This is a genomic window from Ensifer sp. GW101-20A05 (assembly GCF_059424735.1).
Genome location: NZ_JBWKZT010000014.1, coordinates 23,755 through 46,429, shown reverse-complemented (window position 1 = coordinate 46,429; position 22,675 = coordinate 23,755). Strand labels below are relative to the sequence as shown.

Below are 22,675 nucleotides of genomic sequence, written 5' to 3'. Positions count from 1 at the left end.
CGTGGCGAGGCAGCGTTTCTCCCTCCGCTACGGCCGGCTAGCGGCACCTTGCTCTGAAAAGGACAAGGGCGAACCCGCCCTTGTCGCCATGCACGCGAACCGATGGTTCTTGCGCGCCATTCGCTCAGTTGGAGACGTCAGTAGTCCCAGAATACCGGAACCCACCGGAAGCGATCGCCATCGATCGCCACATGTCCGACGGACGGGAAAGGCAGGTGCGTGGCCACCAGCGACGATCCTGTCTCGGCCAGTTCCTTCATGAGACGCACCCGAACGCGAGCAGCCTCCTCGGGGTCGTGCTCAAAGCCGTTGTACCAGTCGGGATGGTCGAAGGCGACGGCGAACAGGGCATCGCCGGCAAACATCAGCCGGTCGCCTCCCGAGGCCACGCGGACCACGCAGTGCCCGGGCGTATGGCCGCCCGTGCGCTGCGCAACCACGCCCGGCGCGACCTCGCACTCGTCCTCGAACGGTCGAAGATGGTTGCGATACTCGTTCGCGAAGCGCTTGGCAGTTGCCCGGAGCGCGTCCGGGAAACCCTGCGGCATGACCGCGTGCGAGAAATCCGGCGATTCCCAGAATTTGATCTCGGCGGCCGCCACGTGGATCCGCAAATCCGGGCGCAGTTGCTCCTTCACGCCATCGACGAGCAGTCCGCCAATGTGGTCCATGTGCATGTGGGTAAGAACCACGTCGGTCACTGCTGCGAGATCGATACCCGCAGCCTCCAGGCGCCTGATCAACTGACCCGCCCGAGGCAGGTTCAAGTCCGGATCCATGCCGAGCCCGGCGTCGATGAGAATGGTTTGGGCACCGCTTCGCACCACGACCACGTTCAGCGACCAGTCGAAAGCATCCTGCGGCAAGAACATGTCTCCAAGCCAGGCTGCCCGATCGGCCGGGTCGGCATTGTGTCCCAACATCGTGGTTGGCAAGGGCAGCACCCCATCGCTGACCACCAGCACCTCTATGTCACCGACCCGCACCGCGTAGCGCGATGGAACCAGCTCTTCTGGAGCCGACCGACCGGGCGGCGCGGGCTCCAAAGTCGTGTTCGTATGGGATCTTGCTTCTAGCGGCGACATGACGCCCTCCTGTTTGCCTGATCGAAGAGTTCACGGCTTGGACTCTAGGTTCGAGCGATGTTGACGGTCGAGCTATACCTGGGTTTAGGGCGGCCCGTTCGGTCAACGGTCGGGGTGCGTGTGGCGTGCTTTGGCTCGCCTGGCGAATCCGACCTTGATGGCCACGAGCACGGGCGCTGCGACGACGAACAGCAGCGCCACGGCAGTGAACGCCGTGTCGAAGGCGATCACGATTGACTGTCCGGTGACTGCGCGGCCGAGAAGCGCCATCGCGGCTCGGCTGGCGGGAACAGCATCCATGCCACGCGCCGCGAGCATGGCTGTCGTGCCGGCCAGACGTTCGATGACAGCCTGACCTCCCGCATTGACGCTTGATCCAAGAACCGCGACGTTTGCGGCGACGTTATGGTCGATAAGGGTCTGAAGCCCGGCAACGCCGACAAGACCGCCGAACTGGCGCCCGGTGTTGAACAGTCCAATGCCGGAGGCGAGGTTTCGCCTGTCGAGATTGGTAAAGGCAATCAGCGTGATCGACAGGAACAGGAAACCAAGGCCGAGGCCGCGCAAAAGGATCGCAGCCATCATGTCGGCGGCACCGCTTTCACTGGTCGAGCCGGACAGCATCCACATGGCCACCGTGATCATCAAGATACCGAAGGGCACGGTCGCGAACGGAGGAAGCCGACGGACCTGCATGAGAAAGGCGGCAAAAAGCAAGGCCCCGACGAAGAGGGTACCGCTCGGCAGGAGCAGCAGGCCCGCATCGGTCGGCGTGAAAGCAAGAACGGAGACGGCAAAAGACGGGATCAGGAACGCGCTGCCAAACAGCGCCGCTCCGGCGACAAAACTGACGATGAAGGCGAAGGCGAAATCGTCCGATCTGAACACGGTAAAATCGAGGAGGCCGGTGCCCTTGCGCAGCACCTGCTGCCCGAGAAACAAGAATAGCGAGGCCACGCCGACCACCGAGAGCCAAAGGATGCGCGGCTGTTCAAACCAGTCCCAGCGGCTTCCCTGGCTGAAGACATAGGTGAAGCAGAAAAGTGCCAGCGAGACGAGCGTAATCCCGACCCAATCAAATGGACGTTGCCTCGTCATGAAGGGTGTCGGATCGTCAACCATCAAGAGGAGCCCGGTAGCGCCGAGAGACAGGACGACGTTGCAGTAGAAGATCCAGATCCAGGACTGGCTGTCGAGCAGCCACCCCTGAAGTGTCGGAGCGAGCGTTGCGGGCGCGACCACCGCGCCCATTGCAAACAGCGCCTGAAGGATTGGTTGATGGGCGCTCCGAAAAGCAAAGAAGATGGTGGCCTGCCCTGCAACGAGCAGGACCCCGCCGGCAAGCCCCTGAACGATCCGGAGGGCAATCAAAAGATCCAGCGACGTCGTCGCGGACGCCATCCCGGACGCAAGCCCCATGATGAGCGTCGATCCGATCACGAGACTGAGCGGACGGATGCGGGTCAGCATCGAAGCGGCGACCATGAAGCCGATGAGCTTGAAGGCGGTATAACCGACGTCGAGCCAGGCGAACTCGTCCGGAGTGGCGTAGGTATCACCGATGATATCGCCGCGTCCGAGCGAAAGAACGGTGCTCGCAATCGCCTCTGTCAGTGCCGCCAGCACGATACCTATGACGAGCAACACTCCGGACGCAGACGTGTCGCGGTTCCTGGTGATGGCTACGTGCCTGGTCATGACCCGCTCCTGAGATCAACGTCCACCCTTGCGGACAGACCTGGCACCAGCCGCCCAGTCAAAGGGTTGTTGGCAAACCGGATCTTGACCGGGACCCGCTGGACGACGCGCACGAAGTTGCCGGTTGCATTGTCTGACGGCAGCAGGCTGAAGGCTGAGCCGCTGCCCGGCGCGAAGCTGTCGACTGTGCCGTCAAGCGTCTGACCCGGATAGCTGTCTATAGTGATGCGAACGCTCTGCCCCGGCTGGATGTGTTCAAGCTGCGTTTCCTTGAAATTGGCAACAACCCACACATCGTCGACCGGAACGATATCGAGCAGGGTGGTGCCAGGCGCGACGAACCGGCCGACGCGAACCTGGCGGTTGCCGATAACCCCACCGACCGGGGCGCGGACGGTCGTGCTCTCCAGATCGATCTGAGAAAGGTCGCGCGCCGCTTCTGCCTGTGCCACGGCCGCGACGGCGGCTTCACGCTGCGCCGCGAGCACGGTGATGCGTTGCTTCTGCGCCTCGATCGTCGCAGAGGCCGCAGATACGCCTGCCTCCGTTTTCGATCGCGCCGCTTCGCTTTCGTCGACATGCGCCTGACTGATGGTGTTGCTGCGGATCAGTTCGCGCCGGCGTTCATATGCCTTGGCGGCAAGATTCATCTCTGCGATGGCCGATAGCTTCTGGGCTTCGGCCTGACGAATAAGGGCGTGCTGGAGCTCAGTCTCCGCATCGACGTTGACAAGCCGAGCCTTGGCAGCTTCGACATTGGCCGCCGCTTGCGCAAGGCGAGCGCGATAGTCCCTGTCATCGATCCGGAAAAGCACTTCGCCCGCCCGAACGCTCTGGTTGTCCTGGACCTCGACGGCCACGACGTAGCCGGCAACCTTTGGTGCAAGCGAGGTGACATCGCCACGAACATAGGCGTTATCCGTCGACGCCTCACTGCCCGGACGGGCCCAGGCCCAGCCGCCTGCGACGGCCACCACGGCGCCGAGGCAAAGCAACACGCCGAGTTTCTTCTTCTTGCTGGATCGCTTCGGAGCGACGCCGACTGAGGCGGTGCCGGTGGCGGCGGCAATCTTGTCTTCGAGCGTATCCATTGTCCCAGTCCCTGTTGGATTTCGTGGCGTCGTCACGGCAAAGGGGATGTCGGACCCCCATGTCGAAGCACGAGCATGGCCCCATTCCCGATACTTGCGATTTCAGTGTCCGACCTGTTGGCCGACCCAATCGTCGAACCGAGTTGCACCGAGCCGCGGGTTCTTGCCGGGGGTCAGCGACTGGTCGTCCAGGAGTGCGCCGAAATAGCGTGCGTGAACGTCCGGGACGACCTTCCGATCATCCTTGATCGCCCGCAGGAAATGCCGGACCACCTCGTCGAGCGGTATGGCCTCCGGTCCGGCGACTTCGATCGTTCCGTTGACGGGCGGCGCGAGTGCAATATCGGCAAGCGCCGCCACGACATCGTCGGAGGCGATGGGCTGGAACAACGCGGGTGAAAGGCGAACCTCTCCGTCGACTGTTGCCGATTGCGCGATGCCGCCGACGAACTCAAAAAACTGCGTGGCCCGCAGGATGGTGTAGGGGATACCGGCTGCCTTGATGAGGTTTTCCTGCGCGACCTTTGCCCGGAAGTAGCCGTTATCAGGCAACCGCTCGCTGCCGACGATCGACAGCGCGATGTGATGACGCACGCCGGCGGCAGCTTCGGCGGCCAACAGGTTGCGCCCCGACGTCTCGAAGAATTCGAGGACGGCCTTGTCGTCCCAAACCGGCGCGTTGGCGACGTCGACGACCACATCGGTCCGATCCATCGCTGCGGCCAAGCCTTCACGCGTGATCGTGTTGACGCCGGTATTTGGCGCGGCTGCAAGCACATCGTGTCCGTGCTCGCGCAGGCTCTTCACAAGTTTCGATCCGATAAGGCCGGTGCCTCCGATGACGACGATCTTCATGGGTTCACTCTGCTTCTTCTCGACTGCACCATTGCCGCCGATCTGCGCTGAGACTGCTCCTATGCACCAGGGAAGTCCTTGGGCCTGTCTTGAATTTCCCTTGTGGATAGCTTGATTGTCCGTCCAAGCGGTTGTGTGATCGTGGGGGGATGCTCTAACGACGCGATGGCGTGGCAGTTGTCCGCGGATGGCAATCGCCAGCCAGGGAAAGTCGACCAGGAGGGCTGAGGTGCAATTCAAGTTCGCAGGCTATCTGCTCGATCCGGAACGCCGGGAACTGACGCTCAGCGGGCAGGTTGTCGCCGTCGGTCCGCAGGTCTTCGACCTGTTGGTGCATCTCATCGAGAATCGCGACAGAGTCGTTGGAAAGGATGATCTGCTGCTCGCCATCTGGGGCGGCAGGATCGTCTCGGAATCGACGATCACCAGCCACATAAACGCCGTTCGCAAGGCCATCGGTGACAGCGGCGAAGAACAGCAACTGGTGCGCACCATCCCCCGCAAGGGCTTCCGCTTCGTCGGCGAGGTCCGTCTTGTCGATGTCGGAAACGATATCCTTTCGCAAGGTTCGGGCCGCGTCGATGGCAGCTCTGGAGATGCACCCGTGGTGGCGCCGGAACTCCCTCTGCCCGACAAACCCTCCATAACCGTCTTGCCCTTCCAGAACCTGAGCGGCGATCCGGAGCAGGAGTATTTTACGGACGGGGTAGTGGAGGACATCATCACCGCACTGTCACGGTTCCGCTGGCTCTTTGTCATCGCGCGCAATTCGAGCTTCACCTACAAGGACCGCGCCGTGGAAGCGACCGAAGCGGGGCGTGAGCTCGGCGTGCGCTATGTTCTGGAAGGGAGCGTGCGCAAATCGGGAAAGAAGGTCCGCATCACCGGCCAGCTCGTCGATGCCACGACCGGTGCGCATCTCTGGGCCGAGCGCTTCGAAGGCACGTTCGACAACATTTTCGAGCTGCAGGATGAGATAGCCGAAAGCGTCGTCGGCGCGATTTCGCCGCAACTCGAACGGATCGAGATGGAGCGCGCCAAACGCAAGCCGACCGAAAGTCTCGACGCCTACGACTACTATCTTCGTGGCATGGCAAAACTGCACAGCGGCACCCGCGAGGCGCTCGAGGCTGCGCTGCCGCTGTTCTACAAGGCGATCGAGCTCGACAATGAATTTGCCTCCGCCTATGCCGGCGCCGCCTGGTGCTTCTTCTGGCGAAAGCTCAATGGCTGGATGCTCGATCGCACGGCAGAGATCGCCGAAGGCGCGCGACTGGCGCGGCTTGCGGTTGAGCTTGGCCGGGACGATGCCGTGGCGCTGACGAGAGGCGGCCACGCGCTCGGTCATCTCGCCGACGACCTCGATGCCGGCATTGCGTTGGTCGACAGGGCCCGACTGCTCAATCCGAACTTCGCACTCGCTTGGTTTCTGGGTGGCGTACTGCGCGTCTTTCGGGGTGAAACGGAGAGCGCCATCAAGGATCTCGCCCATGCCGTTCGCCTGAGCCCGCTCGACCCGGAGATGTTCCGCATGCAGACAGGAACGGCAATCGCGCATTTCTTTTCCGGTAACTATGACGATGCGCTGGTCTGGGCCGAGAAGGCACTCGCCAACCTGCCGAGCTTGCTCGTGGCAGTCGCGCTTGCCTCGGCAAGCCATGCGCTTGCCAACCGTCCCGACGAGGCAAGTCGGTATATGCGGCGCCTGAGGCAGCTTGATCCGGCGTTGCGCGTTTCCAATCTGCACGATTGGTTGCCGATCCATCGACCGGACGATTTCAAGCGGTTTGCCGACGGATTGCGGCTCGCAGGATTGCCGGAGTGACCATGGCCGCTTGCGGCGCGTAATGAACAGAGCGCGCGCTGTGCAATTGTCCGGCACCTCGACCACGACAGGTTTGCGAGCGTGCGTTCGATAAGGCGACCTTGACTGTTCGCTAACGTGCACGCATTCGGCGCTGTACGATGTTCATCTGGAGTTCGTGGCAGGACGCCTGTCGCCCAAGAAGCAACAGCAGTCTCCGTTCCTCGGCTTCGCAGATGCCCGCGCGCCGGCAGTACTCCGATACGTCCAGCAGCGGCTGCGCACCGGACAGGGCGATCAATTTAACCTCTGTGGGTGTCATGGAGTTCAGTCCGCCTGCGGTTGTGCCAATCATCACGTTCGTGATGTCACGGACCGAGCAACGCACCCAGGCTAGGCGATTGAATTGACCGCCGAAACTATACGCATGTTTGGTGACATTCGCTCGATCCACCGTTGACAAGCATGGAAGCAAAGCGTGCGCGTGGCGCGCCGATCGAAGCGCACGAACTCGCTTCACGGGGGCCGAGCACGAGCAGCCCCATACTCAGGTGTAGCTCGACCGCCAAAAGACCCGAACCTAGACTCCGCGATGTAACCCTGACCGGCACATCTCAACCGCGAAAACAGGAGCGCATCATGTCGAATGCACAAACAATTCCCCGAAAAGTCGTCACGCAAGAAAGACCCGCGCCGGATGAACTGGTTCCTTCACGCTACGCGGTACGGGTCGGTGACATCGACGTACTGGTCATCAGCGATGGCATCTTGACCCCACCGGCCGAGTCGATGGCCACCAACGCCGAACCCGAGGTGCGGGACGCGTGGCTCGATGACAGGTTTCTGTCAAAGGTTGCCTTCGATTGGGCCCTGAACGCCGTTGTCGTGCGCAGCGGCGACCAGACGATCCTCATCGACAGCGGTCTCGGCGAAGAGTATCCCGATTTCCCGCGGGCCGGACAGTTCGTCCATCGAATGGAAGCCGCCGGCGTCGATCTTGCCGCCGTGACCGACGTGGTGCTGACGCACATGCACTTCGACCATGTCGGTGGGCTCCTCGTAGAAGGCGTGAAGGAGCGCATGCGCCCGGATCTTCGCGTCCACGTGTGCGCCGCCGAGACCAAGTTCTGGCAGGCGCCCGATTTCTCGCTTACCGCCATGCCACCGGCGCTCGCAGATCTGGCGCGCAAGGCGTCCCTCGATTTTCTGAAAGCGTATCGCAGCAATCTGCGGACTTTTGACGAAGAGGCCCAAGTGGCACCGGGCGTGGTGGTCACTCGTACCGGCGGTCACACCCCCGGGCACAGCGTGGTCCGCATTTCGTCCGGTGGCGAGCGGCTGATGTTCGGCGGCGATGCCCTCTTCCCCGTCTCCTTCGACCACCCCGAGTGGCACAACGGCTTCGAACACGACCCTGAAGAGGCGACCCTAGTCCGGCTTCGGCTTATGCGTGAGCTTGCGGAGACTGGCTCCTGGCTGGTTTCAACACACATGCCGTTCCCATCGGTCGGCCGTGTCGCAACCGCCGGCGACCTTTACCGCTGGGTTCCGGCCTGGTGGGACTATTGACCGAGAGCTTCTGTCAGGAATGAACCAGGCGACTGCCTTGGCCTGAGTAACGGTCGATTGTTGCCCCGTACGGCGCTTTTTCGCCGCGAGGCATCGATCGGCCGTTGACCCTGGTTAGCAGCGAGGAGGCTAAACTTGCCGCACCGTGTTCTAGACAACCCTGAGAGCCGCCGCTTCGAACTCCCTATCGAAGCGGACGCGATCGCAGCCGCATATTATCGGTGAACAGCTTCTTCGACGCCGTCGGAGAACCGATTGAAAAGCATGGCGGAGAAATCCTGAAATTTATCGGAGACGGTCTGCTTGCCATTTTTCCGATGGATCGTAAGGAAGCCTGCATGGACCTGATCGCGGCGGTCCGGGAGGGGTATCAGGCTGCGTCTCGCCTTTGGCTGCAAGACGACCACGTGCGCTTCGGCTTGGGCATCCACCTCGGCGCGGTCAATTACGGCAACATCGGTTCAAGACACCGTCTCGACTTCACTGTGATCGGTTCTGCCATCAACAGGGGCTTCAAGCTCGAGGCACTCACCAAACGCCTGCGCCGTCCCGCACTTCTCTCGCAAGAGTTCGTGGACACAGCAGGGTGCCATGCGCAAACCGAACGCCTCGGGTCTCATATGGTGGACGGCATCGCAACCTCGATCGAGGTGTATGCCTTGCGCCTTGAAAGTCCGGGCAGCGGCGTGACGTTTGGTTAGGCTGCCGCAACGCCACTTTTCGTGACCACGCCATCAGGGTCCAGGCGGCCTGCGAGAGATCGTCGAAACCAAGGTATACCTTTCCCGCCATGCGCCAGGTGCTAGCGTCTTCACGCCGCCTGCCAGCCGCTACTCCCGCCGAAATACGGTTCCTGCCAGGGGGTCAAAACGGTCTTGTGTTAGCGAAGGGGCCTACGTCAGGGCCGTGTTTCGCGAGCTGAGCATCGCGGCTTGAACGCATCATTTGATGCGGCAAAACCAGCACAGAAAGGATTGGCCATGACAGCCGAGCAACCCGGTCACGGATACGTAACGACAGAAGATTGGACCAGGATTTTCTTCAAGGATTGGGGGCCACGCGACGCGCAGCCGATCGTGTTCCATCACGGGTGGCCGTTGAGCGGAGATGACTGGGACAACCAGATGCTTTTCTTCCTCGCAAAAGGCTATCGCGTCATTGCCCATGACCGCCGTGGCCACGGGCGATCCGAGCAGGTGAGCGGTGGCCATGACATGGACCATTACGCTTCCGACGTAGCCTCCCTCGTGCGGCAATTGGATTTGCGCAACGCGATCCATATCGGGCATTCGACGGGTGGTGGCGAAGCGACCCGGTACGTCGCCCGTCACGGCGAGGGCCGCGTGGCCAAGCTCGTCCTGATCGGCGCGGTACCACCGCTTATGCTCAGGACGCCGACCAACCCCGAGGGGCTCCCGATCGAAGCGCTTGACGGCTACCGCGAGGCGCTCGCAACCAACAGGGCGCAGCTCTATCACGACATCGCAAACGGACCCTTCTACGGCTTCAACCGTCCTGGCGCCACACCATCTGCAGCCGTAAGCCACAATTGGTGGCGACAGGGGATGATGGGAGCCGCCAATGCCCACTATCTTGGCGTCAAGGCCTTCTCGGAAACCGACTTTACCGAAGACCTCAAGATGATCGACGTGCCGACCCTGGTACTGCATGGCGATGACGACCAGGTCGTTCCGCTGGCAATTTCCGCCCCCCGTTCAGCTCAACTTCTGAAGAACTCCACCCTCAAGATCTACGAGGGCTTCCCTCACGGCATGGCGACCACGCACGCGGCCGTCATCAACCAGGACATTCTCAGCTTTATCACCAAGTAGAGAGTGGAAGGGCGCCTCGGCGCCCTTCGTCGCCACACGCGACCTGAAACAGAACTGAGCTTCGAGCGGTTGCGAATTGCGGCCGCCGCCTACCCGGAAGGAATGGAGGATTTCATGTGTTCCCCGAAAAAACGGACCGCAAACTTCGGTGTGCCGTGGGAAAAAGCCTACGGCTACTCTCAGGCCGTGCAGGTTAAAGGCATCATCTATGTCTCCGGCCAGCTAAGCCACGACTGGGCCGGCAACCTCGTCGCCCCGGCAAAACTGGATCCATCCGGAAGACCGGTCGATTTTTCAACCATGGAAGAGCAGATGCGGCAGACCTACGCCAATGCCGTCGCCGTGCTTGCCGAATTCGGCGCTTCACTCGACGATGTGGTCGAAGAGACACTCTATGTGCTCGATGTCGATGCCGCATTTGCGGCTTCTGGCAAGGTCCGCAAGGAGATGTATGGAGCCGAGGTGCCTGAATGTGCGAGCAACCTCATTGGGGTTTCCCGCCTGGCATTTCCCGAACAACTGATCGAAGTCACCTTTCGGGCGATCGCACCGTGCGTTTCGCTTTGCGGCGCCTGACAGCAAGCCAGCGGCTGGTCAACCGGGCGGACAGTCGAGGTAGAGCAAACCTTCGTTTTATAGCCAGCAGAACCACGTCGGATAAAATGGGTGGATGTTGGTACCTGACGATCAAGGGAGCTAAACAATGCCCGAACGTTCAAACCCCATCGAAGCAGCCACCGACGTGAACATAGTCCACATCATCGACGACGATGAAAGGATTCGCTCGGCGCTGCTGGAACTCTTCTGTTCTTCAGGAATACAGGCCGAAGCCTTCGTCGACACCGCGGATTTCGACGAAAGGGGGGACCCGGAGGCCGCAGGGTGCCTGTTGCTCGATGTGAAACTGCCCGGCATGAGCGGTATCGAGTATCAAAGGAAACTGTCGGATGCGGGCTTCGACCTTCCGATCGTTTTCATGACCGGCGATGGAGACGTCCCGACGAGCGTCACTGCCATGAAGGCGGGAGCCGTCGATTTCCTGTTGAAACCCTTCGAGGTGGATGACCTGCTTTGTGCGGTGGCCGCAGCTATGGAGGAAGGAAAAAAGCAGCGGGAAGTGGCTGCAAGGAGAAAACATGCCCGCCAGTGCGCGGCCAGCCTCACCCCCCGCGAACGGCAGGTAATGAAGCTTGTCACCCAAGGTCTCATGAACAAGCAGGCCGCATTCGAACTGGGGATCAGCGAAATCATGGTCAAGCTTCATCGCGCAAGCGCGATGAAAAAGATGCAGGCACGTACATTCAGCGACCTCGTAAGGAAGTCGGAACTGCTTCAGTGAGGTCGCTGCCTGAGCTTGCGACCGCAAGAGTCGGTCGCGCCCCTTTTCCGGCCGTCCTGGCCCCATTGCGGTCCGCAGCGTGATGTGTCCAACAAACAACCGGCTTCGCGTCGCGATCGGCTTCGCTATACGAACGTATAGTGATGCAGGTGCGTGAAAGACGGTAGGCTTCCAGCACCATCCTTGGCCGGCACCTTCGTCAGGAGGTGATTATCTGAGTGCCGCAGTCCCCTCCCCGCGGCACGGCCGCCCAAGGCCGGCACACCTAGGGGCCGTTTGACCAAGGGCAGGCGGCCTCCTTTTCTTGACTAGGGTCGAATCCTGCGGGTCCGCGCGTCGCTCAATTGCGTCGTAGCTGTTCGGTTTTCCGAACGAGATCTGCCAGCGAACGGCTCTGCATCTTGCGCATAAGGCTCATCCGATGGAGCTTTACGGTCATTTCGCTAATTCCGAGTTGGTAGGCCACCTGCTTGTTCATAAGGCCACTGACCACCGCAAACATCACTTCCTGCTCGCGAGGAGAAAGGGTATCCACCAGCGCCTGGATCCGGTCGCGTTCCGCCTCGACTTTGCGGCGCTCGGCGTCGAGCTTTATGGCACGATCTACGGCCTCGAGGAGATCCTGGTCGGAGAAAGGCTTTGTGAGGAAATCCATGGCGCCAGCCTTCATCGCCTTTACGCTTGTTGGAATGTCTGCGTGACCCGTCAGAAAGATGACAGGCAGCCGGCTCCCGGCAAGCAGGAGATGTTCCTGTAGGTCCAGGCCGGTGCCGCCCGGCATACGCAGATCCAGGACAAGGCAACCGGGCGCCTGAATGTCGGCAGTCTCCAAGAACTCTGGACCGTTCGAGAAGGCAGTCGCCCGCTTTTGGGTCACCGTGAACAAATCGAGCAACGCTTCCCGCATCGCCTCGTCGTCGTCAACGACGTAGACGATAGGTTCCGCAAGCTTTTCCGCCTTGGTTTGAGCGTGTTGCATCAGATTGGCCTCTGTTTCATCCCGCGCGCATCATCGACGATCACGACGAGCGGGCGTTCGCTTTGACGGTGCGCGTGCGAAACGACCGTCGGTTTGAGCAGTAGTTCAGGCTTCATCGCTCCCCTCCATATCTCGGTCGGACAATGCAGCGGCAAGCGTGGCAAGCAGAACCTGCGCATCGAAGGGTTTTCTGAAGCAGCAAGTCCGGTCGTGCACACTCAGCTGATCGGCGATCTCGTGCCGTCCAGTCATCAGGAAAACAGGCAGACTCGGCTCTTTCCTCTTTACCAAGTCTCTAAGTTCGAACCCGTCCATTCCCGGCATACCGATATCCGTGATGAGCGCATCCAAACCCGGTAGCCCAGCGGAAAGAAGCGATCGGCCCGACGAAAAGCTGCGAGCCGAGTAGCCGGCCGACTCCAAGAGGTCCTCCAGCGACTCCAGCAATCTCGGATCGTCGTCAACAATCGCGACGACCTGCCGATGCGGCAAAGCCATCGATTTCACGCCGGTCTTGCGGGCATGCGTGATGGGGATCTTCAAACGTTCCGCGATCCGGACCAAGTCGGCAAAAGAACCCGCCTTCATCTTCTGCATCACATTTCGCCGGTGGATCTGCAGGGTCACCTCGCTGATGCCGAGTTCCGCGGCCGCCTGCTTGTTGAGTAGCCCGCTTATGACCAGCGGCAGCACCTCGCGTTCGCGCGGTGTCAGGTCGAGATAGCGCCGCCTCAGCTTTGCGAACTCTGCGCGCTCGGCTCGTCTTTTCTCGTCTTGGGCAATGGCCGTGTGAATGGCGGCCATCAAATCCGCGTCGGTAAACGGTTTGGTCAAAAAGTCCACCGCGCCATCCTTTATGGCGCGCACCGACGAACGGATATCTCCGTGACCGGTTATGAATACGATCGGTGGATGTTCCCCTGTCGCTATTTCACTTTGAAGATCCAGACCGTTGATGTCCGGCAACTCGATATCCAACAGCAGGCAGGCTGGCGTGTCTGGTTTCTCTGAATTGACATAGTCTCCGGCCGAACCGAAGGCGATCGACTGGATACCGTGTGAGGCCAAAAGCTCGCACAGAGCCTCGCGGATCCGATTGTCGTCATCGACGATGAAAACTGTGTATTCGTCCTTCGTCATGCCGCCGCTTCCACTTCAATCGGCAACGTAAACGTGAAGATTGCGCCACTCGGTTCATTGTTTTGCACCCACAGTCGCCCCCCGTGCGACTCAATGATCGAACGACAAATTGCCAGGCCCATCCCCATTCCATTCACTTTCGTCGTAAAGAAGGCTTCGAAAATTCGTTCAGGAAACGCGACACCCATGCCACGGTCACTGACCTCGGTCGCAACAAAATCACCAACGCGATGGACCCTGACGCTAACAACGCGGTCGCGAACAGCGGCGTCCATCGCGTCCATACCGTTACGAATGAGGTTCACCAGAACCTGCTGGATCTGCACCTGGTCGACGACAACATTCGGGAGGGCTCGCTCGATATCGAGCTCGACCCGGACGCGACGGCGCATGGCCTCCTCTGTGATGAGATGAACTGCTTCGGCAATCACGTTCACAAGATCGGTATTGCTCTGCGGCTCGACGCGCTGTCTGAACAGGGCGCGGATGCGGCTGACGACCTCCGCCGCAGAGTTGGCGTCACGGATGATGCGTTCGGCTGTGATCTTTGCCCGATCGAGATTGGGTGGTTCGGCCAGCAGCCAACGGTGACAGGCGTTGGAGTTGGCCACGATCGCTGCCAATGGTTGGTTCACCTCATGGGCAATTGATGCGGAAAGCTCAGCCAGGCTCGCCGACTGGCTGGCTCTGGAAAGCCTCTCTTGCGCAAGACGCAATTCGTCCTGCGCCTGAACCTCGCCATCGATATCAAGGCAAATCACGTTCCACTGGATGATGGCGCCCTCCAGATTGCGCATGGCAGCCGCTCTGGTCTCGACCCACCGATACTCGCCGTCAAACCGCCGCAGACGGTGTTTGCGCGCATAAGGTTCACCAGTGGCCAGGGAATGCGCATACTTCTCCTTGACCCCTGCAACATCGTCGGGATGCACCCCTGCATCAAGCGTTGCGTCCAGCCGAGACTTCCCGGTTCCGTCCAGATCTTCAAGATTATACCCGAGAAATTCCCGCAACTGCTGGCTGCGATAGACCGGCTCGCCGTTTGGCGCGGCGCAGTCGATCATCGCCGGCAATGTCTCGACCAGTTGCCAAAGCGATCGCTCGCGTTCGCGCAGCGCTTCTTCGACCCGCAATTGATCGTCGATATCATGTGACAGCCCGTACCATTGCACGATCTTTCCAGTGTCGTCGCGCAGGGGTTCTGCATTGCTTTCAACCCAGCGATAGACGTCATCCGAGCGGCGCAGCCGAAACCTTTTCGAGAAGTTTTCGCCGGTGGCGATAGATCGGCTCAGTGCGTCCTCAAGACCGGATGCATCGTCCGGGTGGACGGCTCCTCTGAAGATGGCCGCCAGCCGGCGCGGGTCCGGCTGATCGGAACTCGCTGCATCCAGACCCAGAAAGCACATCAGCCGCTTATTGAAAAATGTTGGCTCGCCCTGACGGTTCAGGCGCCAAAGCAGGCTGGGAACGATATCGACGAGCTGTAGGAGTTCTCTTTCGCGGTCGCGCAACGCGTTCTGTGCACGCATCTCATCATCGATGTCGATCGAGATCGCATACCAATTTGCAATCCCCCCCTCCGGGTCGATCAGCGGCGCCGCACGCCCGTCGACCCAACGGTAGACGCCGTCCGAGCGGCGCAAGCGGTACTTCATTCCGTAAGATTCGCCTGTCGCAACGGAATGGCGGACCGCTTCCAGGAGGCGCGCGGAGTCGTCCGGATGCACGAGCATTTCCATCGCCGTCGCCAGCCGGCTGCCAGCCGGTGTTTCCAACTGTGCGAGATCTTTCCACCCATAGAAATCAAGCAGGCGCTTGTTGAAAAAGGTCGGTTCGCCGTTGGGGCCCAGTCGGCGGATGTGAACCGGGACCATGTCGACAAGCTGCGAGAGTTCGAGCTCTCGGCCACGCAACGCCTCAACGGTCTTCTTGTAAACATCGATGTCGAGCGCGATGCCGAACCAGCCCACGATGCGGCCTCGGGCGTCGCGGGCGGCCCGGGCGGCAGTCCTGGCCCAGACATAACTTCCAGATACGCGGCGGAAGCGAAACTCGACGTTGAAGTCATCCCCCGTTTCGAGGCAACGATTCCATGCCGCTGCGGTCCGCTCGTAATCGTCCGGATGCAGCAATTGCTTCCAGGCCGTGTGACCTTCGTCAACGGAAACGTTCAGTTGTTCCGCAGTGACGCCGAGCGAGTTCTGCGCAAATGGATGCAGGTAAATCCAGCGTCCGCGCGCATCGAACGCCCAGCCGTTGCCGAATATGCTCTCGACAGCTCTCGCAGACCGCAATGGTTCTGGCTCACCAGCGGTATCGGATGCCGTAACCATACGAGGCTCGCGATCCGTCACCAACTCGTCGATGTCGACGCTGACGCTGTACCCCGGCTCGGCACGGGTTTCCGTCCACCTATACTTGCCGTCGGGCTGTCGCTGTCTGTGCCTCGTGACCTGGGGAACACCCGTCCAGAACGCACGCGCGGCCGCATGCGCCGCTGCAGTTCGATCGTCGGGGTGAATTGCGCTCAATGAGCTTGGCAATTCCTGTACGGCCGCCTCCGCCGTATCGGCAAAACGAGCGGCCGCGTCAGACGTTTCGATGTCGATTATGGCGCCGTACCAGCCAAGGATACGATCATCACCATCGCGCAAGGGCTGAGCAGACGTGCGGCTCCAACCGTAAGCGCCGCTTTTGCGCAGAGTTCGATGCTCGATATTGAAGTGCTCGCCCGATTCAAGGCACCAGTGCCAGAGCGCCATTGACCGTCCGTAATCGTCCGGATGGATCATTCTCCTCCAGCCGAGAGGACCACCATCCGACTGTGAGCTGAACTCCTCAAGCGTCAGGGCCAGCCGCGACAGCACCGCAGGGCTGACGCAAACGATCTCACCGGCCGGGTTCGCAGCCCAAGCGTTGCCGACCACACTTTCGATGATCCGCACCGCCTGCATTGCTTCCAGCCCGATTTCGTCAGGTGTGTCGAACGCTTTCGTCATTGCCTTCTCCTGCAGGACGAGGAAGCCACTATCAGCGCTCTGCATAGCAGTCGTTCTCGATATCCGGACTGCGCGAACTAGCCGCCCATCCTATTCTCGCCGCGTCTCCCCTGCATCCTATGGAAATCTATGACAACTCGCCGTGTATTCTAAGCTGTACCTCCGCATAGGCGAAGAGTAACTCTCGGCCTCGTCTGGCAGCTCGACCTGGACGGCAAGACGGTTCCCTAATGCACTGCAGCCAGGCCGATAGATGGTTGCTTCGGCACAAACGGGACTATCGTCTCGTCGCGAGACCGGCAGATGAGCCAGCCTTCGTCAAGATAGCCTTGTCACCACCCGTAAGGCATGGTTCCGATCGACCGGCGCACCTGCCGATCGCCGCGACGTCTCGAAGCGCTCGGTCGAGGTTCTGCGTGAAACCGCAGGGCAGAGCGCTGACAATCCCCGCAGGCATCATGGACTTCCATAGGCTGCGGCATGGCTGTGATTGCGATAGGATCAAGGGAAACGGGTGAAGGTTCGTCCCATCCGAATGCGTTTATACTGCCTTGGTAGGGCCTACTGCGCCCAGGCTTTCTCTGTCCGATCGGAGCAGCCGATGGAATCAGCTTCTAGAGTTGGCGACAGCCATTCAGAGACAGTCAGCCAGCCTATTCAGGGGCGCGAGCGAACGTCGCCAGGGCCCGCGGCGAGCGCGTTGCCGCGCGCGCCCACCGACCGACCGTCCCTCGGGCCTGCTTCACAGTGGTGGCGGTTTCGATCAAGCCGCCCACAGCTGTTGCATCTGGTCGCGTTCTTCGCAGCCTACGTGCTGGGCTGCGGATTCGCGAATGTGCTCGCTATCGTCCCGGGCATCACCGTCTCGATCTGGCCTCCCGGCGGCGTATTTATGGCGACACTCATCCTCACCTCTCCCTACAGTTGGCCATGGTGGATCGTCAGCGGTTGCCTTGCCGAGATGTTTGCCCAGCTTGTCTGGTTTCACAGCCCAATTCCCGCAGGATTTTTGATCTTCGTCGGCAACGCGCTCTGCGCTTCCGTGGGTGCGATGCTCGTAAGCAGCGCCATAGGTCGCCCCGTCCGACTGGAAACCCTCCAGCAGGTCCTGGCTTTCGTCATATTGGGGGCGGGAGTAGCACCACTCGCAAGCGCGACCGTCGGGAGCGCAACCCTTGCCTGGTTCGGCGTGAAATCCCAGACATTCGCGTCCGTGTGGCCACTGTTCTGGATTGGAGATGCGACAGGCATCTTGCTGGTAGCACCATTGGTGCTAGTCCTCGTCCGCTCCTGGCGCGGAGAGTCAAATCCATCTGTCGAACGCTGGACGGAGGCTGCCGTTCTCTGCCTCATCTTCCTGGGCGTTGCCGCCCTTTCCTTGAGTGCTCGCTTCTTCCCCTCTCCATATATCATTTTGCCGTTTCTGCTTTGGGCCTCCGCACGTTTCGAATTCCGAGGTGCCGCCGTTGCCTTGACGCTCCTGACGCTGATTACGATGGCGCTCACGATATCCGGAGACAGCCAGTTTATCGGTGATGCCGGATCGCAAAGGCAACAGCAGGTCATGCTGCAGCTCTTCCTCGTCATTTCCGCATTCTCGGCGCTTGTCGTCGCAGCCATTTCCAGGCAGCACCAACTGGCACTCGCCACCGCTCGTCAAAGCGAACTCCGGCTGCAACGCTTGATCGACGCCGTTCCGGCTCTCATTTGGAGCGCCACGCCTGACGGAACGCCGAGCTACCTCAACAAGTGGGCCACCGACACGACCGGGCTGGCGCTGACGGATCTGGTTGCGGCCAACGGAAGACGATCCTTGACGGACATTCACCCGGATGACCGCACTGCCACCGATGAGGCGCTGAAACGCGCCTTCGAGGCGGGCACGACCTTTGCGGGCAGATATCGTCAGCGGCGCGCAAATGGTCCCCATCGATGGGTCGAGAGCCGGGCTGCGCCCATGCGTGACGAGGCCGGAACGATCTTGCAATGGTATGGCGTTTCCGTCGACATCGAAGACGCAGTAAGCGCGCAGGCAGCACTGCGCGAACGGGAGCAGGAGCTGCTGCACCTTGTGAACATGGTGCCAAGTCACGTTTGGCGCTTGACCCCCGATGGCGAGCCGACCTTCTTTAACAAACGCATGGTCGACTTTCTCGGCTTGGACATTAGTGACACGGACAAACCGGGAAAAACCCGACTGGCAGCCATGGTCGAAGCCTCCGTGCATCCCGCCGAGGCAGGTGCATTCGTCGACCTGCTTCGACATTGCCTCGAAACCGGTGAAGACTTTGCTATGCGGTATCGCCTGCGCCGGGCCGATGGCGTCTTTCGCTGGATGTCGAGCCGGGCAGAGCCAATGCGGGATCAATCAGGGCGGATCGTTCAGTGGTACGGCATTTGCCATGACATCGATGATCTGACCCACGCCGAGGACGCATTGCGCCGTAGTCAGAGGCAGCTTCAACTGATGATCGACGCAGTGCCGGTCCGCATCTGGAGCGCGACGCCATCGACCGGCTCAGTCTACTTCAACAAACAGTTCCGAGACCGTTTCCGCTCGGTTGTCGCAAGCTTCGAAGCGCACGGGGAGCAGAGTATCGAAAGTCTGCTTCAGAAGCTGATCCATCCGGACGACGCTTCGGCCGTCGGGGACACGCTGCAAAGATGTTTCGAGACCGGCAGTAGCGCGACGTTGCGCTTTCGTTGGCTTGAAATTGAAAGCGGATATCGCTGGGTGGAATGCCGGGTCGAACCTCGTCGCAATCATGAAGGAGAGATCGAGGAGTGGTATGGCGTTTCGCTTGATATCGACGATCAGATGCGGGCTCAAAACGCATTGCACGATCGCGAGCGCGAGCTGTCCCTGCTCGTAGACATGGTGCCGGCCTTCATCGCCCGCCAGACCGCCAGCGGAGAACTGAGCTTTCTGAACAAGCGGTTGGTGGACTTCCTCGGATTCGATGCCATCGACGTGAACAAGCCGGGCATGCCCCGCGCGGGCGCGATGATGCGTTCTGTCGTCCATCCAGACGATATTGCCTCCGTGCGTGAGAACGCCACGCACGGCTTCTCCACCGGTGAACCATTCTCCAACAGATATCGCATGCTGCGCGCCGACGGCGCATACCGCTGGGTGGATGGACGCTGCGAGCCATTGCGCGATCAAAGCGGGACGATCGTGCAGTGGTATGCCGTTGCCATCGATGTCGACGACGAAGTGCGCGTCCAACAACGGCTATTCGATCGGGAACGCGAACTCTCGCAGCTGGTCGATATGGTGCCCAGCCCACTCTGGCGGTTAAACACGGATGGGGAACCGGTCTTCTTCAGCAAGAGCCTGATTGAATTCCTGGGCCACGACGTGAAAGACTATCAGGGGACCGGCAGCGTTCTCGCCGCTGCCATAACGGCCGCGCTTCACCCGGATGACGCAGCGAAGATGGATGCCACGCTTAGAGAGGCTTTCGTCACTGGCGAGAGCTTCTCATTAAACTACCGGCTACGCCGCGCCGATGGCGTCTATCGCTGGATGTCGGGCCGCGGCGCCCCCTTGCGGGACGCCACCGGTCAGATCCTGCAATGGTTCGGCATTTGTCACGACATCGACGATCAGCTCCGTGTAGAACAGGTCTTGCGCGAGCGTGAGCGCTCGCTTCGACAGCTCATTGAAACCTTGCCTGCGATGGTCGAATGCACCGACCCGAACGGTGATCCTGTCTACCGCAGCGAACAGCTTCGCGAGTATCTGGGGTACAAGTTGGAAGCGCCGGACGCCTCGGGCGAAGCAAGGCCGTCGGGCGCGCTTGGTGCTGCCGTCCATCCCGACGATATACCTCAGGTCCATGAGAGCTGCGGCCATGCCTTGTCGACCGGCACGCCCTATGCACAGAAGCATCGACTTCGTCGGTCGGACGGAGAGTATCGCTGGGTGGAAACCCGAGCAGCGCCTATGAGGGACGCAGAGGGGCTGGTCGTCCAGTGGAACGTCATTTGCATCGACATAGACAGCGAAGTTCGGGCCCAGGAAGATTTGCGGGCTGCGCGCGACGGTCTCGCGCGTGCGTCTCAAGCCGCTAGCCTTGCCGAACTTTCCGCCTCGATCGCCCATGAGGTGAACCAGCCGTTGGCAGCGATCGTGACAAATTCCCATGCGTGCCAACGCTGGCTATCTGCTGATCCGCCAAACCTTGAGCGAGCGCAAAGGACGGTGGAACGCATTACTCGCGATGCAAACGCCGCCGCAGACGTCGTGAGCCGCATCCGTGCATTGTTCACAAGGTCGGTTGAACCTGGGATGAGCACAACGGTGGACGGAGTCATTGCCGAAGTGCGCAGCCTTATGGCCGAGGAAGCCATGCGGCGCCGCGTCCGCATACAGGTCGATGTCGAAGGTGACCTGTCTCCGGTCGCCATGGATCGCGTCCAGCTTCAACAGATACTGGTCAACCTAATCCGAAACGGCATAGAGGCGATGGCATTCACTGCGAATCTGCGAATGGTCAGCCTGCATGCGTCGCGTATCGATGACATGATCCGCATCGCTGTCAGCGATTGGGGCGCTGGGGTCCAAAACCCCGACAGGATTTTCGAACCGTTCTTCACCACCAAGAACGACGGCATGGGCATGGGATTGGCGATCTGCCGTTCGATCGTCGAGTCTCACGGCGGACGTCTGTGGGCAGAAAAAAACGCCCCTCAGGGATCGACGTTTGTTTTCACATTGCCGATCGAAACCAACCCAACGACATGACGATTGCCTCACAAGGCTGCGTGCAAAAAATCACGCTGTTAGTCTTCATCTCCGACTGCCGTTAGCGTCGGATGCCGCTCAGCCAGCGGTAAGGAGTGTCCAACACAGGGCGGGTAGCAGCCAAGGCGATCGTCGTGTCCTGATCTGAGATAGCGCTGCGTGCGAGGAGCGTCCCCCGCTCTCGTTGTCAATGATGTGGTTCGCAAGACTACCGGCCATCTGTTCTAGTGTGAACGCAGGTCAACTTTCATCGCGTGCACTCCAAAGGCAGTCCGTCTTCTTTCGACCCCCGCCGCTGACGGGCCTTCGCTCCGGCCGGAAAGGCTGGTGGAGTCACTTCCCAAGAGCATACGTTCCCCCGAGGCGAGTTACCCGACTACTCGTCTTTGCTGGAAAGCAATTCGTCGAGCTGCTCCAGCTGTTCCGGCAATGCGGCCGCCGAGCCCTGCAGTGCTTCCTCAAGCGCCTCCGCGGACGGATAGACTTCGTAAAACGTCAGCAGCGTCTTTCCGCCCTGGTCCTCGAAAGTCACGGTCGTGACCGCGCCCTCTTCGCCCTCGTCGTTGGTCCAGACGATGCGCTCGTTTTGCACCACCTCGAGATACTTGCCGTAGAAGGCCATGGTGTCCGAACCACCGACGCCGAATACCAGCCGGTATTTGCCGCCGGTACGGACGTCCATATCGCACGATACGAGCGAAACGCCGGATGCCGATTTTGGCACCCACCAGCGCTGGAACAGCTCGGGCTGGCTCCACGCCTTGTAAACCGTACTCGCCGGCGCATTGAATGTCCGCGTTACGACGAGTTCGCGATCTCCTCTGCGCTCGACTGACATGCGGTTCTGCTCACCACCTGGACTGTTAACTTGCTGATTCATCGCTTCCCTCCTTTTGCATTTCGCTGATGATTTCGTCCAATGCTTCGAAGCGGGCCTCGAAGAGCTTGCGATGCGCCTCGATCCACTCGGCCTCCGCCTTGAGGCCGCGTTTCCCAAGTTTGCAGGTTCTCACCCGTCCGACCTTCTGCGTGACGACGAGCCCCGCCCGCTCGAGAACCTGGATGTGCTTCTTCATGCCGGTCAGTGTCATCTGGAACTTATCCGCGAGACTGGTGATCGACGCGTCCCCTTGCCCAAGCTGATCGATGATCCCGCGGCGGGTCGCATCGGACAGCGCCGCGAAAGAGAGATCGAGGGGAGGACTTACATACTGAACCATATAGTTCAGTGATTAGCGTGCTCGCGCAGGAAGCGCAAGCGTCCCAAACTTTCCCTGCCGTAGACCGGTCATTCGAGGTCATGCATAGGCGCCGGAAGCAAAAATTGTCTGCAGCGGGCCAAGCGGACATTCGAGTCGCTGATGAACGAATGTCAGCTTTCAGCGCCTGCTCCCCGAAAGCAGTCCGCCAACTAACGGCTCCAATTGCGACGCTCGGATCACACTGGCCAAGTATCAGCTCCTGACGCTCCCCGGGCGTTCAGATCAGGGATAGCAACGCGAACTCTCCACTCGACGACCGGAAGCCGGCA

Annotated in this window: 16 protein-coding genes and 1 pseudogene; 7 read left to right on the top strand and 10 right to left on the bottom strand. The window is 60.6% G+C overall.

Annotated features, from left to right (window positions below; translation table 11 throughout):
• Nucleotides 1-137: 137 nt before the first annotated feature.
• The 4 genes from AC070A_RS27005 to AC070A_RS26990 form a co-directional block, all read right to left on the bottom strand.
• The gene (locus tag AC070A_RS27005) at nt 138-1,085 is read right to left on the bottom strand and encodes an MBL fold metallo-hydrolase (RefSeq protein WP_057248354.1); all 948 of its coding nucleotides are present in this window, start codon (nt 1,083-1,085) and stop codon (nt 138-140) included.
• A gap of 102 nt (nt 1,086-1,187) precedes the next feature.
• Nucleotides 1,188-2,783 (bottom strand): MFS transporter, encoded by a 1,596-nt coding sequence (locus AC070A_RS27000; RefSeq protein WP_057248355.1) that lies wholly within the window; start codon nt 2,781-2,783, stop codon nt 1,188-1,190.
• On the bottom strand, nt 2,780-3,874 hold the full coding sequence (locus AC070A_RS26995) for an HlyD family secretion protein (protein ID WP_057248356.1): 1,095 nt from the start codon (nt 3,872-3,874) through the stop codon (nt 2,780-2,782). Before AC070A_RS26995 ends, AC070A_RS27000 begins: the two co-directional genes overlap by 4 nt.
• 102 nt (nt 3,875-3,976) lie before the next feature.
• Nucleotides 3,977-4,729 (bottom strand): SDR family oxidoreductase, encoded by a 753-nt coding sequence (locus tag AC070A_RS26990; protein WP_057248357.1) that lies wholly within the window; start codon nt 4,727-4,729, stop codon nt 3,977-3,979.
• Nucleotides 4,730-4,958: 229 nt separating this feature from the next.
• Between AC070A_RS26990 and AC070A_RS26985 the strand changes: the two genes are divergently transcribed.
• From AC070A_RS26985 to AC070A_RS26960, 6 genes are all read left to right on the top strand, one after another.
• Nucleotides 4,959-6,554: a winged helix-turn-helix domain-containing tetratricopeptide repeat protein gene (locus AC070A_RS26985; protein ID WP_057248358.1), complete on the top strand. Its 1,596-nt coding sequence runs from the start codon at nt 4,959-4,961 to the stop codon at nt 6,552-6,554.
• 618 nt (nt 6,555-7,172) lie between these two features.
• Nucleotides 7,173-8,102, top strand: coding sequence for an MBL fold metallo-hydrolase (locus tag AC070A_RS26980; protein ID WP_113737309.1), 930 nt, complete (start codon nt 7,173-7,175; stop codon nt 8,100-8,102).
• A 221-nt stretch (nt 8,103-8,323) separates the two neighbouring features.
• Nucleotides 8,324-8,803, top strand: coding sequence for an adenylate/guanylate cyclase domain-containing protein (locus tag AC070A_RS26975; protein ID WP_492383606.1), 480 nt, complete (start codon nt 8,324-8,326; stop codon nt 8,801-8,803).
• Between the two features lie 279 nt (nt 8,804-9,082).
• Nucleotides 9,083-9,934, top strand: a complete 852-nt coding sequence (locus AC070A_RS26970) for an alpha/beta fold hydrolase (protein WP_110880091.1) — start codon at nt 9,083-9,085, stop codon at nt 9,932-9,934.
• Between the two features lie 114 nt (nt 9,935-10,048).
• Nucleotides 10,049-10,510, top strand: coding sequence for a Rid family hydrolase (locus AC070A_RS26965; RefSeq protein WP_375293077.1), 462 nt, complete (start codon nt 10,049-10,051; stop codon nt 10,508-10,510).
• Between the two features lie 127 nt (nt 10,511-10,637).
• Entirely contained in the window at nt 10,638-11,273 is a 636-nt protein-coding gene (locus tag AC070A_RS26960) for a response regulator transcription factor (protein ID WP_112996347.1), read from the top strand.
• A gap of 340 nt (nt 11,274-11,613) precedes the next feature.
• Here AC070A_RS26960 and AC070A_RS26955 read toward each other — a convergent pair whose 3' ends face one another.
• The 4 genes and pseudogenes from AC070A_RS26955 to AC070A_RS26940 form a co-directional block, all read right to left on the bottom strand.
• Nucleotides 11,614-12,252, bottom strand: coding sequence for a response regulator transcription factor (locus AC070A_RS26955; protein WP_057248366.1), 639 nt, complete (start codon nt 12,250-12,252; stop codon nt 11,614-11,616).
• 105 nt (nt 12,253-12,357) lie between these two features.
• Entirely contained in the window at nt 12,358-12,783 is a 426-nt protein-coding gene (locus tag AC070A_RS26950) for a response regulator (protein WP_336572469.1), read from the bottom strand.
• Nucleotides 12,760-13,392 (bottom strand): annotated as a pseudogene (locus AC070A_RS26945) (response regulator transcription factor); the annotation flags it as partial. The gene AC070A_RS26950 and the pseudogene AC070A_RS26945, both read right to left, overlap by 24 nt.
• Nucleotides 13,389-16,394: a PAS domain-containing protein gene (locus tag AC070A_RS26940; RefSeq protein WP_113737327.1), complete on the bottom strand. Its 3,006-nt coding sequence runs from the start codon at nt 16,392-16,394 to the stop codon at nt 13,389-13,391. The gene AC070A_RS26940 and the pseudogene AC070A_RS26945, both read right to left, overlap by 4 nt.
• 601 nt (nt 16,395-16,995) lie before the next feature.
• Between AC070A_RS26940 and AC070A_RS26935 the strand changes: the two genes are divergently transcribed.
• The gene (locus AC070A_RS26935; protein WP_492383607.1) at nt 16,996-21,144 is read left to right on the top strand and encodes a PAS domain-containing protein; all 4,149 of its coding nucleotides are present in this window, start codon (nt 16,996-16,998) and stop codon (nt 21,142-21,144) included.
• A gap of 376 nt (nt 21,145-21,520) precedes the next feature.
• On the opposite strand, the gene AC070A_RS26930 is transcribed toward AC070A_RS26935, so the two are convergent.
• A complete protein-coding gene (locus tag AC070A_RS26930) occupies nt 21,521-22,024 on the bottom strand; it encodes an SRPBCC family protein (protein ID WP_113737307.1) in 504 nt (167 codons plus the stop codon).
• Nucleotides 22,008-22,364, bottom strand: coding sequence for an ArsR/SmtB family transcription factor (locus AC070A_RS26925; protein ID WP_057248369.1), 357 nt, complete (start codon nt 22,362-22,364; stop codon nt 22,008-22,010). Before AC070A_RS26925 ends, AC070A_RS26930 begins: the two co-directional genes overlap by 17 nt.
• Between the last annotated feature and the right edge of the window lie 311 nt (nt 22,365-22,675).

Excerpts from the sequence above, each read along its gene's own strand:
- AC070A_RS27005 (WP_057248354.1), bottom strand. The coding sequence starts at position 1,085 with ATGTCGCCGCTAGAAGCAAGATCCCATACGAACACGACTTTGGAGCCC.
- AC070A_RS27000 (WP_057248355.1), bottom strand. The coding sequence starts at position 2,783 with ATGACCAGGCACGTAGCCATCACCAGGAACCGCGACACGTCTGCGTCC.
- AC070A_RS26995 (WP_057248356.1), bottom strand. The coding sequence starts at position 3,874 with ATGGATACGCTCGAAGACAAGATTGCCGCCGCCACCGGCACCGCCTCA.
- AC070A_RS26990 (WP_057248357.1), bottom strand. The coding sequence starts at position 4,729 with ATGAAGATCGTCGTCATCGGAGGCACCGGCCTTATCGGATCGAAACTT.
- AC070A_RS26980 (WP_113737309.1), top strand. The coding sequence starts at position 7,173 with ATGTCGAATGCACAAACAATTCCCCGAAAAGTCGTCACGCAAGAAAGA.
- AC070A_RS26970 (WP_110880091.1), top strand. The coding sequence starts at position 9,083 with ATGACAGCCGAGCAACCCGGTCACGGATACGTAACGACAGAAGATTGG.
- AC070A_RS26965 (WP_375293077.1), top strand. The coding sequence starts at position 10,049 with ATGTGTTCCCCGAAAAAACGGACCGCAAACTTCGGTGTGCCGTGGGAA.
- AC070A_RS26960 (WP_112996347.1), top strand. The coding sequence starts at position 10,638 with ATGCCCGAACGTTCAAACCCCATCGAAGCAGCCACCGACGTGAACATA.
- AC070A_RS26955 (WP_057248366.1), bottom strand. The coding sequence starts at position 12,252 with ATGCAACACGCTCAAACCAAGGCGGAAAAGCTTGCGGAACCTATCGTC.
- AC070A_RS26940 (WP_113737327.1), bottom strand. The coding sequence starts at position 16,394 with ATGACGAAAGCGTTCGACACACCTGACGAAATCGGGCTGGAAGCAATG.
- AC070A_RS26935 (WP_492383607.1), top strand. The coding sequence starts at position 16,996 with ATGGAATCAGCTTCTAGAGTTGGCGACAGCCATTCAGAGACAGTCAGC.
- AC070A_RS26930 (WP_113737307.1), bottom strand. The coding sequence starts at position 22,024 with ATGAATCAGCAAGTTAACAGTCCAGGTGGTGAGCAGAACCGCATGTCA.
- AC070A_RS26925 (WP_057248369.1), bottom strand. The coding sequence starts at position 22,364 with ATGGTTCAGTATGTAAGTCCTCCCCTCGATCTCTCTTTCGCGGCGCTG.